The sequence below is a fragment of the Providencia sp. CIM-Carb-044 genome, assembly GCF_033901115.1.
Taxonomy (GTDB): Bacteria; Pseudomonadota; Gammaproteobacteria; order Enterobacterales; family Enterobacteriaceae; genus Providencia; species Providencia hangzhouensis.
On the sequence record NZ_JAXADV010000002.1, the window covers coordinates 360,667 to 373,371 of the forward strand.

The 12,705-nt window shown below is 39.4% G+C and carries 13 protein-coding genes; 4 read left to right on the forward strand and 9 right to left on the reverse strand.

Annotation, left to right across the window (positions count from 1 at the left end):
* Positions 1 to 180: 180 nt before the first annotated feature.
* Positions 181 to 738, forward strand: coding sequence for a septation protein A (locus tag SJ312_RS04960; RefSeq protein WP_004254142.1), 558 nt, complete (start codon positions 181 to 183; stop codon positions 736 to 738).
* A 59-nt stretch (positions 739 to 797) separates the two neighbouring features.
* On the opposite strand, the gene SJ312_RS04965 is transcribed toward SJ312_RS04960, so the two are convergent.
* A complete protein-coding gene (locus tag SJ312_RS04965) occupies positions 798 to 995 on the reverse strand; it encodes a YqaE/Pmp3 family membrane protein (RefSeq protein ID WP_004911118.1) in 198 nt (65 codons plus the stop codon).
* A 290-nt stretch (positions 996 to 1,285) separates the two neighbouring features.
* Here SJ312_RS04965 and yciA point away from each other — a divergent pair, with 290 nt between their 5' ends.
* Positions 1,286 to 1,720 carry an acyl-CoA thioester hydrolase YciA gene (gene yciA / locus SJ312_RS04970; protein ID WP_004254136.1) on the forward strand — a complete coding sequence of 145 codons (435 nt, stop codon included), beginning with the start codon at positions 1,286 to 1,288 and terminating at the stop codon, positions 1,718 to 1,720.
* 82 nt (positions 1,721 to 1,802) lie between these two features.
* Here the strand turns inward: yciA and SJ312_RS04975 are convergent, their stop codons facing one another.
* Positions 1,803 to 2,510 carry a TonB family protein gene (locus SJ312_RS04975; protein ID WP_319867098.1) on the reverse strand — a complete coding sequence of 236 codons (708 nt, stop codon included), beginning with the start codon at positions 2,508 to 2,510 and terminating at the stop codon, positions 1,803 to 1,805.
* 127 nt (positions 2,511 to 2,637) lie between these two features.
* Positions 2,638 to 2,811, reverse strand: a complete 174-nt coding sequence (locus SJ312_RS04980) for a YciY family protein (RefSeq protein ID WP_004254127.1) — start codon at positions 2,809 to 2,811, stop codon at positions 2,638 to 2,640.
* Positions 2,812 to 3,098: 287 nt separating this feature from the next.
* On the opposite strand from SJ312_RS04980, the gene cls reads away from it, so the two are divergent.
* Entirely contained in the window at positions 3,099 to 4,559 is a 1,461-nt protein-coding gene (cls, locus tag SJ312_RS04985) for a cardiolipin synthase (protein WP_319867100.1), read from the forward strand.
* Between the two features lie 22 nt (positions 4,560 to 4,581).
* A complete protein-coding gene (locus SJ312_RS04990) occupies positions 4,582 to 4,914 on the forward strand; it encodes an HI1450 family dsDNA-mimic protein (protein WP_004254123.1) in 333 nt (110 codons plus the stop codon).
* A gap of 90 nt (positions 4,915 to 5,004) precedes the next feature.
* On the opposite strand, the gene oppF is transcribed toward SJ312_RS04990, so the two are convergent.
* From oppF to SJ312_RS05020, 6 genes are all read right to left on the reverse strand, one after another.
* Positions 5,005 to 6,006 (reverse strand): murein tripeptide/oligopeptide ABC transporter ATP binding protein OppF, encoded by a 1,002-nt coding sequence (oppF, locus tag SJ312_RS04995; protein WP_004254119.1) that lies wholly within the window; start codon positions 6,004 to 6,006, stop codon positions 5,005 to 5,007.
* Positions 6,003 to 6,992, reverse strand: a complete 990-nt coding sequence (locus tag SJ312_RS05000; protein ID WP_036957694.1) for an ABC transporter ATP-binding protein — start codon at positions 6,990 to 6,992, stop codon at positions 6,003 to 6,005. The genes oppF and SJ312_RS05000 overlap by 4 nt, the downstream gene beginning before the upstream one ends.
* 10 nt (positions 6,993 to 7,002) lie before the next feature.
* Entirely contained in the window at positions 7,003 to 7,911 is a 909-nt protein-coding gene (oppC, locus tag SJ312_RS05005; protein ID WP_004254117.1) for an oligopeptide ABC transporter permease OppC, read from the reverse strand.
* Positions 7,912 to 7,925: 14 nt separating this feature from the next.
* Positions 7,926 to 8,846 carry an oligopeptide ABC transporter permease OppB gene (gene oppB / locus SJ312_RS05010; RefSeq protein WP_094960523.1) on the reverse strand — a complete coding sequence of 307 codons (921 nt, stop codon included), beginning with the start codon at positions 8,844 to 8,846 and terminating at the stop codon, positions 7,926 to 7,928.
* A 71-nt stretch (positions 8,847 to 8,917) separates the two neighbouring features.
* Positions 8,918 to 10,558, reverse strand: a complete 1,641-nt coding sequence (gene oppA, locus SJ312_RS05015) for an oligopeptide ABC transporter substrate-binding protein OppA (RefSeq protein WP_036957693.1) — start codon at positions 10,556 to 10,558, stop codon at positions 8,918 to 8,920.
* Between the two features lie 93 nt (positions 10,559 to 10,651).
* A complete protein-coding gene (locus SJ312_RS05020; protein WP_413776480.1) occupies positions 10,652 to 12,265 on the reverse strand; it encodes an ABC transporter substrate-binding protein in 1,614 nt (537 codons plus the stop codon).
* Positions 12,266 to 12,705 lie beyond the last annotated feature (440 nt).

Consider the following 12,705-nt stretch of genomic DNA (forward strand, 5'->3'; position numbering starts at 1 on the left):
TTACTTATATCCGAACTAATAAAGTTTATCTAGAAGTAAGTCAAATAATCGTAAAATAGTGCAAATATGATTGGTAACAAAACATGTTTATTGGTAAAAAGGTGCAAACTTTTAACAATTAAAGCCAAAATCGGTTAAACTACTCCATTATCTTTACGTTGAGGCGCTGTATTCACTGTTATGAAACAACTTATTGATTTTATTCCTTTGGTAATCTTTTTTATAGTCTATAAAAGATACGATATTTTCTATGCGAGTGGCGCACTAATGGTTACCACTCCCTTAGCGTTATTAGCAACCTACCTTATTTATAAAAAAGTTGAGAAAGTTGCAAAAATCACCTGTGCAATTGTGATGAGTTTTGCTGCGTTAACCCTTATTTTCCACAGTGATGCATTTATTAAATGGAAAGTCACTATCATCTATGCTGCGTTTGCTGGCGCATTACTCTTTAGCCAATGGTTTACTGAAAAGCCCCTAATTCAGCGCATGTTAGGCAGTAATCAAGAAATAAAATTAGCAGATAGTTATTGGAACAAACTCAATAGTGCATGGGCAATATTCTTTATTTTCTGCGCATTACTGAATATTTATGTTGCTTTCTGGATGGCGCAAGATATTTGGGTGAATTTCAAAGTCTTTGGTCTGACAGCGGGAACATTAATATTTACAGTACTGAGTGTGGTCTATATTTTTAAAAATATGGTTAAAGAGCCTGCAGAAAAACACGAAGAATAATTAAAAATTAGAGTTAAAAACCTGCTAATTGTCTATCGATTAGCAGGTTTTTTTTCTTATTAATAGCGCTTGTCACCAAATGCTTTTTCAATTTTTTTATCTGTATTGTACTGTGATAATGCGTATACCGACCATATGGCAGCGGGTAGCCAACCAATTAACGTGATCTGTAGAATTAAGCAAATGATCCCAGCAAAGGGGCGCCCTATCGTAAAAAATTGCAACCAAGGTAATAATATTGCCAGTAACAATCTCATTTCATACCTCTAAATTAATCAATAAAATTTATATTATTGAGTATAGCCAATTCAATCAATTGACTAAATATAAAAAACACTTCTTGCTTTTTCTTTGCAAAAGTTGATCTTTTTACCAAGAATTAGACACCGTTTATTAATAATGGGTACCATATTTGTCTTATTTTTGCAGCAATTCAATCAAATAGCTATTATCAATCAATAACTGTATGGTTCAGGTTTACTATTGCATATGTAATTTGTTATAAATGCAAAATCAAAAGTAATAACCCTTTTAATAAGAGTCAGATATGCAATTGCCGAACGGTGAGTTGGTTTTACGTACATTAGCCATGCCCGCAGATACTAATGCGAATGGTGATATTTTTGGTGGCTGGTTAATGTCACAAATGGACATTGGTGGGGCTATCTTAGCAAAAGAAATAGCGCTCGGACGAGTTGTTACTGTGGCAGTTAATGGCATTAAGTTTCAAAAGCCCGTTGCAGTTGGTGATGTTGTTTGCTGCTATGCACGTTGCTTAAAAACAGGAAAAAGCTCAATTACCATTAATATTGAAGTTTGGGTAAAAAAAGTCGCAACGGAGCCTGTTGGGCAACGTTACCGTGCTACTGATGCGGTATTTACTTATGTCGCAGTTAATGATGATAGTACCTCACGTTCATTACCCAAAGAAAAACAACATTTTCAGTTAGCGAGTTCAGATCAAAAAACTAACGAAGCATAAGTTTTTTGCTCCACTCATTATGTAAAAACTAAAAAGCACCATCATTACTGTGGTGCTTTTTTATACAACCTAATGTTAACCATTAGACTTGGCTAACAGTGCCATCTAATTTGAAATAAATTTCAGTCACGTAGCCTTTTGCAGGTTGCTTTTCAAAAGTCCAACGGTTCATTGCACGTTTAACATCCCGCTCGAATAAACCTTTAGGTGAGGCTTCGACAAATTCAATATTTGTCACTCGTCCACCATCATCAATATCATAACGAACTTTCACATATCCTTCTTTACCTAAGCGACGCGCGCGTTCAGGATAGGAAGGAGCTTGTTTATGCAGAGCCCTCGGGCCGCCTTTCTTAGTCGATTGACTATTACTTGCCCCTGTATTGTTTGCAGTTTTAATTGGACTGTTATTCGTTTTCGGCGCAGTAACGTCTGATTTAAGATTATTCATCGCCAATTGCTTTTCAACTGGCTTAACATCTTCTTTAATTTTTTTCTTTTCTTCCTGTTTTGGCTTAGGCTTTTTCTTTACCTCAGGTTTCTTCTTGGGTAATGCAATAACAGGTTCAACTACCGGTTCGGGTTCAGGTTCTATAACGGGCTCTGGTTCTGGCTCTACCGGTGTTTCAACCTGCTCAACGGGATCAGGGGCGGCAAAAGCAATCATAGAAATCGTCAATGGTTCAGGGTCTCTGACCAAGTTAGGTTGATTAAAAATCCATGCCATTGCAAGACCCGCATGAATAGATAATGAAACGACGATAATTAAAGTCCAACGCATCCAACGCATATGCAATTTCTACCCTACACCTGTCTACCAAAAAAGAATATGACTGATAGTTTAAATGCAAATAGCAATCATATTCAATAAGGTTTGTCATACAAAGTGAAAAATGTGAGTGTACGCTGTAATAACCTTACTCAATCCATTGGGTAAAAAGCAGGGAATGCCGACGATGGTAAATGTCAATTTTACGCATTGCATAGATGCGCATGTTTCGCCTTGAATGCCCTTCTAGCCAGCGTCTACGGCGACGTAGGGATTGTCTTAACATACGCCAACGCCCTACTTCATGCCTACTACGTCTCATTTAATTGTGTCCTTTTATCGTCTAAAAGTTATTAGAAAAAAATATTATATTCCTTTGAAAAAAAGAACCAAGAGGAACTTTTTATGTCATTTCGGTGCACTGCTTTTAATTTCATGATGATAAAATCAATTAACGAAACTATTTTTCCTAACAAATTACTCTATTTCACGAAGCTTTTACTGCAGAATTTTGCTAAATTCTATTAAGTTGATATTTTACTAACAGTTTTTTTAGCTAATCTATCTTTTTTTGAACCTTTTTCTTATCAGTGAGGCATCTGACCCGTTATGGCAACCGTCTATACACTTATGAGTTGGCTTCTGTTCTTCCTATATTGGCTAATTATTGCAGCAATTACAGTCCGCATTTTAGTCAAAAGAAGGCCGGTCACCTCAGCCATGACATGGCTCCTGATCATTTATATTCTGCCATTAGTCGGGATTATTGCCTATGTCGCCTTCGGTGAACTTCACCTCGGTAAACGTCGAGTCGATAAAGCTCATGATATGTGGCCTTCCGTTGCGACATGGTTAGAAAACTTACGAACTTCAAAACATATCTTCGCCACTGATAATAGCCCCGTCGCTGAACCATTATTTCAGTTAGTTGAAAAACGCCAAGGTATTGCTGGTGTTAAAGGCAATAGAATTCAACTTTTAACTACCTGTGAAGACTCATTAAAAGCGATAGTCAACGACATCAACAATGCCCAGCACTCGATTGAAATGGTCTTCTATATTTGGCAACCGGGTGGTTTAGTCGACGGTGTTACCGAAGCCTTACTTAATGCCGCTAAACGCGGTGTTAAGTGCCGGATTATGGTGGACTCCGCGGGAAGTTGGCATTTTTTCCGTAGCGATTACCCCGAAAAAATGCGTGCTGCAGGTATTGAGTTTGTAGAGTCATTAAAAGTTAATTTGATGCGTTTCTTCTTGCGTCGAATGGATTTACGTCAACATCGTAAAATAGTAGTTATCGATAACTATATTTCATATACAGGCAGTATGAATATGGTTGACCCTCGTTATTTTAAACAAGATTCAGGGGTTGGTGAATGGGTTGACATTTTAGTACGTATGGAAGGCCCTGTGAGTACCACATTAGGTATCGTGTATGCTTTTGACTGGGAAATGGAAACCGGCCAACGCGTACTTCCACCACCGCCTGACAGTAATATTATGCCTTTTGAACAAGCGAATGGGCATACAACACAAATTATCGCCTCAGGACCGGGCTTCCCTGATGAGTTGATTCAACAGTCACTGATGACCGCGATGTTCTCTGCGCGCAAACAACTGATCATGACCACCCCTTATTTTGTGCCTAGTGATGACCTTTTGCATGCAATTTGTACAGCAGCAATGCGAGGTGTCGACGTCAGTATTATTATGCCAAGGCAGAATGACTCATTCCTTGTTCGCTGGGCAAGCCGCTCATTTTACAGTGAATTATTAGCTGCTGGTGTTAAGATTTATCAATTTGAAGACGGTTTATTACACTCGAAGAGTGTTTTGGTTGATGGCGAGCTTAGCCTTGTTGGTTCAGTAAATCTTGATATGCGCAGTTTATGGCTCAATTTTGAAATAACAGTGGTTATTGATGATAAAAGTTTTGGTAGCGATCTCACGCTAGTTCAGTATGATTATATTGCGCGTTCAACTCGTTTAGAAATTGAAGAATGGGAACAACGTCCGTTCTGGAACCGTGTCGTTGAACGCATTTGCTACTTCTTTAGCCCATTGTTATAAATTAAGTTAATTAGGAAAGGTCATGACTGAAATACAAAATACACCTTTAATCGATGAAGATGACATCATTGAAATGGCTTATGACCTTTTTCTTGAAGGGGCAATGGATAATTTAGAGCCCGCTGACCAATTAATTTTTGCTTTGCAGTTTGAAGAGTTAGGTGCCGCAGAAATTGTTCCTGTTACCCTTAATTGGCAAGAGATGATTACTGAAGAGCTTAATTTAAACCAATTAAGTGAAGTGGTTATTGGATTAGCTCAAAGCCCTGACGCCGAATTAGACGATATTTTTGCTCGCGTATTAATTAGCCGCCACCCTTCTAAACCGTTTCACCATATTTTTTGGAAGAAATAGTTGATTAAAAGGGACATTTCGTCCCTTTTGGATTAATTAAAGTAGAAGCCCCCTAAACGCCATTCCCTTTCGCCCATCACGAGAAAACAATCACAATGGGTCAATTTTCAAACAAGACACCGCATGTTTGAAACTCCCTTCTAATAATGGCCTTGTTTTTGCACACTCTTCATCCGCTAATGGGCAACGGGTTCTAAATACGCAACCTGAAGGTGGGTTAATGGGTGATGGCAATTCACCCTCTAAAAGTTCTATTACCTTATTTTTTTCTTTATCGGGATCAGGAACGGGCACTGCTGACATCAATGCGCGTGTATAAGGATGTAAGGGATTATTGTATACCTCATCATAGGTACCAAGCTCTACGGCATGCCCCAAGTACATCACTAAGACACGGTCAGAAATATGCTTAACAACCGCCAAATCGTGCGCGATAAAGATTAGCGATAATTTCATTTCGCGTTGTAATTCTTGCAATAAATTAACAACTTGTGCTTGAATTGACACGTCTAATGCAGAAACTGGCTCATCGCAAATCACGAGTTTAGGTTCTAAAATCAATGCTCTTGCGATACCAATACGCTGGCATTGCCCTCCCGAAAACTCATGGGGGTAGCGGTTAATCAAATTTGGTAATAAGCCAACCCGCATCATCATTTTTTTCACTTTTTCTGTGATTTGTGATGGTGGCATTTTAGGATGATAGGTTTTTAATGGCTCAGCGATAATGTCACCGATGGTCATTCGCGGATTAAGCGAAGCCAGTGGATCTTGGAAAATCATTTGAATATCACTGCGAACACTGCGCCACTCTTTATCAGTTTTACCTAATAAATTCTGCCCAAGCCAACTTACCGTACCATCCGTCGCTTTAACTAACCCAATAAGTGCTCGAGCAAAAGTGGATTTACCGCACCCTGATTCCCCGACTACACCTAATGTTTCACCTTCATATAAACGAAGTGTTACGCCATCTACCGCTTTAAGGCTTTTGTTTGGTTGCCAAAACCACTGTTTTTTATCTCGAATCTCAAAATGGACTTTAAGGTCATTCACTTCGAGTAAAACTGGCCTATTTTCATGGGTACTCATACCAATTCCTCCAGTGGCTTAAAGCAGGCACGTAACCGCGTTTGACCAAATGTGGTTAATGCAGGTTCTTGGTCAACACATTGCTGAACTGCATATTGGCAACGAGGTGAAAATGGGCAGCCTTTGGGTAAACGTAATAAATTAGGCGGATTGCCGGGAATGGTAGCTAAACTTTCGTCATCACCATCGAGGCGCGGAACAGCAGCTAACAAGCCAAGTGAATATGGATGAGATGGATGATAAAAGATATCCTTCGCAGTACCGTACTCCATCGTACGTCCTGCATACATCACTAGGACTTTATCGCATACCCCTGCGACGACCCCAAGGTCGTGGGTGATCAAAATAATTGCAGTATCAAACTCTTGTTTTAACTCATTGAGCAACGTCATGATTTGCGCTTGTACAGTCACATCAAGTGCTGTCGTGGGTTCGTCAGCAATTAACAGCTTTGGTTGGCATAACAGGGCCATTGCAATCATGACGCGTTGTCTCATTCCTCCTGAAAACTCATGTGGATACATATTCATACGCTTACGTGCCTCAGGCATTTTAACGGCATCTAACATACGAACTGATTCTTCGAAAGCTTCTCTTTTACTCATGCCTTTATGTAACATGAGAACTTCCGACAGCTGTGTACCAATTTTCAAATAAGGGTTCAATGATGTCATTGGGTCTTGAAAAATCATTGAAATCTCTTCCGCTCGCATACGGTTTAATTCTTTTTCTCTTAAATTCAAAATCTCACGGCCATTAAACATGGCAGAGCCATTAATTCTGCCATTTTTGGCGAGTAAGCCCATGAGTGCGAAAGCAGTTTGTGATTTTCCTGAGCCTGATTCACCAACTATGCCAAGCGTTTCCCCCGCACTTAATTCAAAGTTCAATTTGTTTACGGCGGTAACCTCACCATCTTGAGTTGCAAATGTCACACTGAGATCTTTCACGGATAACAGAGGGCTTTTCATTGAGTTATTTAACATATTATTCCCTCTAGCGATCTTTCGGGTCGAGCGCATCTCGTAGCCCGTCACCGATGAAGTTAAAACAAAATAGCGTAATGACTAAGAAACCGGCTGGTATCAGTAGCAACCATGGCGTCACTTCCATTGAGTTCGCCCCATCACTTAATAACGCTCCCCAGCTACTTAACGGCTCTTGTGTGCCTAAACCTAAAAAGCTTAAGAATGATTCAAACAAAATCATACTTGGAACTAATAATGACGCGTAAACGACTACTACACCTAAAACGTTAGGTACAATATGACGTAGAATAATCTGCCGCGTACTAACACCACAAACAAGCGCTGCCTCAATAAATTCCTTACGCTTTAATCCGAGTGTTTGTCCGCGAACAATACGCGCCATATCCAACCAAGACACCATTCCTATCGCCACAAATATCAGTAAAATATTGGTCCCAAACAACGTGACAAGGAGGATCACAAAAAACATAAATGGGAAGGAATTTAAAATTTCTAATATACGCATCATGATGGAATCCACTTTTCCACCCACATAACCCGCTAATGAACCGTATAAAGTGCCTACCACGACTGCGACTAAGGCTGCGGCAACCCCTACCATTAAGGAAATTCGCCCACCTATCGCGACACGCACTAATAGGTCTCGGCCTGAAGCATCCGTACCAAAATAATGCCCGGTTGCCATATCCGGTGGCATTGACATCATTTCCCAATCGGTGTCGTCGTACAAAAAAGGCGACATCATAGGAGCAAAAATCACAAATAGAGTAATTAACAACAATACGCATAAGCTAAATATTGCCGCACGGTTGTGCATAAAACGGCGCCTTGCATCTTGCCATAAACTGCGCCCTTCAATATCTAGCTGCTCTGAAAAGTTTGCCAGAGCTTCACTATTTTTTTGGTTCGATAGCATCGTGTTTCTCCGACTTAATAACGAATTTTAGGGTCAATAACTGCGTACAAAACATCGACAATCGCATTAAACGTAATTGTCAGTACCCCAACTAAAATTGTTAAACTCAATACCAGTGAGTAATCACGATTAAGTGCGCCGTTAACAAAGAGCTGACCGATCCCCGGTAACCCAAAAATAGTTTCAATTACCATCGAGCCAGTAATAATCCCCACAAAAGCGGGACCCATATAGGAAAGCACAGGAAGCAACGCTGGTTTAAGCGCATGGCGTAAAATGATAGTTCTTAGTGGTAACCCTTTAGCACGTGCAGTACGAATAAAATTAGAATGCATAATTTCGATCATTGAACCGCGTGTAATACGGGAAATACTTGCAATATAAGCAAGTGAAAGTGCAACCATTGGTAGCACCATGTGTTTTAGGTTTCCACCATCCCACCCACCACCAGGGAACCATTTCAAATGAATGGCAAAAATCAGCACCAATAGAGGTGCCACAACAAAGCTTGGGATAACAACCCCCGTCATGGCAAACCCCATGACTGTAAAGTCCCATTTGGTATTTTGGTTGAGTGCGGCTATCACCCCTGCAGAGACCCCAAATAGAACAGCAACAATGAATGCCGTTGCCCCTAATTTTGCAGAAACAGGAAATGCTTTAGCCACTAAATCATTAACACTGTAGTCCTTGTATTTAAATGATGGGCCAAAGTCACCTTTGGAAAGCTGAATTAAATAATTAAAATACTGCTTATACATGGGATCATTTAAATGATATTTAGCTTCAATATTTGCCATCACTTCCGGTGGCAATTTCCGTTCACCCGTAAACGGGCTCCCTGGGGCTAATCGCATCATAAAAAATGAAATGGTAATCAGAACCAAAAGAGTCGGAATGGCTTCTAACAACCGACGAATAATAAATTTCAACATCGCTCTTTCCTACTTCTATTGCCTAAATAGGCGAACATCTGGCTCCAATAAATGGAGCCAGAACAACTATATTAGTGTTTAATAATGTACAGATCTTTAGTATGCAGGTTATCTAATGGATCTTTGCCACTATACCCCCCCACATAAGGTTTCACTAAACGCGTATTAACATAGTAGTAAAGAGGAACAATACCTGAGTCTTTATCGAGTAATTTTTCGGCTTGTTGATAGAGTTCAGCACGTTCATCATCCGTTTTGACTTGCAATGTTTTTTTCATCACTGCATCAAAATCTGTATTTTTATAATGAACAGTATTATTACTGCTGTAGGAAAGTAACATATTGAGGAAAGATGAAGGTTCGTTATAATCCGCACACCAGCCTGCGCGTGCCACATCATAGTTACCTTGATGTCGGCTATCTAAGAATGTTTTCCATTCCTGATTTTCTAGTTTCACTTCTGCGCCAATATTTTTCTTCCACATAGAAGAAGCGGCGATGGCAATACGCTTATGTAAGTCTGAAGTATTATACAATAAATTGAATTTTAGAGGGTTGGCTTTGTTATATCCCGCCTCTTCTAGCAGCTGTTTCGCTTTTTCATTACGCTGCTCTTGGGTCATATTCGCATACCAATCCGGTTTTTCTGTTTTCATTCCACTGGTAAATGGTGGAGTGAACCCATACGCAGGAATATCCCCTTGGGCTTTGACTTTATACGTAATCGTATCTCTATCCATAGATAGTTTTAATGCTTCACGAACACGAGGGTCATTAAATGGCGGTTTTTCATTATTAATTTCATAATAATAAATACATAGATATGGGTTCACACGTAACTCATTCGGCATGTTTTGCTGTAAACTTTTGAACTGCTCAATAGGTAAGTTACTGTATGTCATATCAATTTCGCCACTGCGGTAGCGGTTTACATCAGTGACTTCTGAAGAAATCGGTAAAAAAGTCACTTGGTCAATAATGGTATTCGCATTATCCCAATAGCTTGGGCTACGCTCTAATACAATACGTTCGTTTACCGTCCAATCCTTTAATTTATATGCTCCATTACCTACAAAGTTTTGTGGTTGCGTCCACTTAGCACCATGTTGCTCAATGACTTTTTTATTGACTGGCGACATGGATGAGTGAGCTAATAATTTAGGAATATAAGGAACGGCTTCACTCAGTGTAATAACTAAAGTTTTGTCATCAAGAGCTTTAATACCAAGTTCTTCAGGTTTTTTCTTCCCAGCGATAACATCGTCAATATTACTAATATGGGCATATTGTAAATAGCTTGCATAAGGCGATGCAGTATCAGGGTCAGCCAATCGTCGCCAACTATACACAAAATCTTCTGCCGTGACAGGGTCACCATTAGACCATTTCGCGCCATCGCGAATTTTAAATGTCCACTCTGTAAAATCTTTATTTTCCCAGCTTGTTGCCGAGCCAGGTAAAATTTCGCCATCAGGCCCCACTATTGTGATCCCTTCGAAAAGGTCTCTTGCTAAAGCAGATTCCGGCACCCCTTCTATTTTATGAGGGTCTAACGATTGCGGCTCAGAACCGTTGTTGCGAACCATCACTTGCTTTTCAGCCAGTTCAACGCCCGCAGGAACCGTTGCTGCAAAACTTGTTGCTATAGAGCCCATTGCCAGCCCAGCCGTTACGCTAAGCGCAATAATCGATTTATTGATTAACTTACTCATCTTATCGGTTACTCCCATACATAATTATTATGATTGTGTGTTGATACATGTTCACCCAGTAGATGAACACTTTTTATAATTATTTAGATATTATTAATTAGGTTCACTTATATATAACCGTTTAATATCCGTATAATCAAGAGGGTCATTACCTTTAAATCCACGAACACTCGGTTTTATCATTCGAGCACTGACGCGATAATAAACAGGAACAATAGCCGAATCATTGTCTAGCAAGGCTTCCGCTTGCTGGTAAATTGTATGGCGAGATGAAGAGTCCGGTGCTGTTAGCGCTTGCTCAAGCAAGGCATCAAACGCTGGATTATTATAAAAAGTGGTATTATTACTATTTTGAGACAGCATCATGTTCAAAAATGCGGTTGGCTCGTTGTAATCGGCACACCACGTTGCTCTGGCAACATCATAATTTCCTTCATGGCGGCTTTGTAATGATGTTTTCCATTCTTGGTTTTGCAGCGTCACTTGCGCACCAATATTTTTCTGCCACATGGACGCCGCAACAATAGCTTGCTGCTTATTTTGATCTGATGTGTTGTACAGTAAAGCAAATTTCAATGGGTTTTCTTTAGTATATCCGGCCTCAGCAAGCAAATCTTTAGCACGTTGATAACGTTGTTCTGCTGATAAATTTGCCCATTCCGGTAAGGTAAAATTACCATTATTAATAAAACTTGGCGTAAAGCCATAAGCGACTTTTTGCCCTTGAGCGATAATTTTATTGGTTATTGTTTCTCTATCTAATCCTAACTTTATTGCTTCACGCACTCTTGGGTCATTAAACGGGGCTTTTTGATTATTTATCTCATAATAGAACGTGCACAAATAAGGCCGAACATACAATTCATTCGGCCTCTCTTGCTGCATTTTTTTATATAAAACAGGTGGGATTGCAGAGTTAGAAATATCAATTTCACCGCTACGGTAACGGTTAATATCACTCACTTCGGAGCTAATCGCTAAAAAGGTCGCTTGCTCAATACGGCTATTTGGGTTATCCCAATAAAATGGATTTCGTTTGATAACAATACGTTCATTTACTACCCAGTTATCCAATACGTATGCCCCATTTCCAATAAAATTCTTGGGTTGGGTCCATTTATCACCATGTCGTTGAATTGCTGACTTATTCACGGGCTTCATAGACGTATGAGAAAGCATATCAACGAAATAAGGCACTGGGTGGCTCAACGTAACTTGTAAATGTTGCGGGTCAAGCGCTTTCACACCCAGCGCTGTTGCCGGCATTTTTCCCGCTAAAATCGCATCTGCATTTAAAATATACGCATTCTGTAAATAACTGGAGTATGGGGAGCCAGTATTTGGGTCAGATAAACGCTGCCAGCTATACACAAAATCTTCAGCGGTTACAGGTGTGCCATCACTCCACTTTGCATCTTCCCGCAAAGTAAAAGTCCACGTAGTGAAATTTTCATTACTCCAACTTTTAGCAACCCCAGGAACTGCTTTACCGTCTATATCGGTATACACTAAACCTTCTAATAAGTTTAATATCACATTGCCTTCAGGAACCCCTTCCACTTTATGGGGATCAAGTGATGTCACTTCTGAGCCATTGTTAATTGTAATAACCTGTTTTACTTTTTCCGTGGCACTAGCCTGTAATGTAACAACTAATAAAGAAAGTACACCAAAACCAAGTGTTGATTTGAACATTCTATCCCTCATGATTCATCAATAGCGCTATAACCTCATTTGCAGCCATCTTTACGCTGATATTTAAGCCCTGGTACCGCTATTTCCTTATGGGCAATCCACTTCATGAACTCAAACAATTAAAACAATTAATTAACATTGAACAGTTAAAAATTTTAAGTAAATTTTAAAAAAATAGACGTGAAATTTTAATTTTTCTTATATTTCAATACACTAAAATCAATTTAGCTATCCACCATAAAATAACCTCCAAGCTATTTTCCAAACATATCATTAACAAACACCAATTAGAATAGTGAATAAATTTACGTAGCTCACAATTCCTTACTTTTTATCCCTGTTTTAGCAAAAAATGCCACATATAATTACAGGTATCATTTTTTTTATGTGTGATTATTAATAGCTAAAGTTTTATTAAGCCATTTAAGAAAGAGAAATGTGCTATCTGTATA

Coding starts and splice junctions, on each gene's coding strand:
- SJ312_RS04960 (WP_004254142.1), top strand. CDS start 181: ATGAAACAACTTATTGATTTTATTCCTTTGGTAATCTTTTTTATAGTC.
- SJ312_RS04965 (WP_004911118.1), bottom strand. CDS start 995: ATGAGATTGTTACTGGCAATATTATTACCTTGGTTGCAATTTTTTACG.
- yciA (WP_004254136.1), top strand. CDS start 1,286: ATGCAATTGCCGAACGGTGAGTTGGTTTTACGTACATTAGCCATGCCC.
- SJ312_RS04975 (WP_319867098.1), bottom strand. CDS start 2,510: ATGCGTTGGATGCGTTGGACTTTAATTATCGTCGTTTCATTATCTATT.
- SJ312_RS04980 (WP_004254127.1), bottom strand. CDS start 2,811: ATGAGACGTAGTAGGCATGAAGTAGGGCGTTGGCGTATGTTAAGACAA.
- cls (WP_319867100.1), top strand. CDS start 3,099: ATGGCAACCGTCTATACACTTATGAGTTGGCTTCTGTTCTTCCTATAT.
- SJ312_RS04990 (WP_004254123.1), top strand. CDS start 4,582: ATGACTGAAATACAAAATACACCTTTAATCGATGAAGATGACATCATT.
- oppF (WP_004254119.1), bottom strand. CDS start 6,006: ATGAGTACCCATGAAAATAGGCCAGTTTTACTCGAAGTGAATGACCTT.
- SJ312_RS05000 (WP_036957694.1), bottom strand. CDS start 6,992: ATGTTAAATAACTCAATGAAAAGCCCTCTGTTATCCGTGAAAGATCTC.
- oppC (WP_004254117.1), bottom strand. CDS start 7,911: ATGCTATCGAACCAAAAAAATAGTGAAGCTCTGGCAAACTTTTCAGAG.
- oppB (WP_094960523.1), bottom strand. CDS start 8,846: ATGTTGAAATTTATTATTCGTCGGTTGTTAGAAGCCATTCCGACTCTT.
- oppA (WP_036957693.1), bottom strand. CDS start 10,558: ATGAGTAAGTTAATCAATAAATCGATTATTGCGCTTAGCGTAACGGCT.
- SJ312_RS05020 (WP_413776480.1), bottom strand. CDS start 12,265: ATGAGGGATAGAATGTTCAAATCAACACTTGGTTTTGGTGTACTTTCT.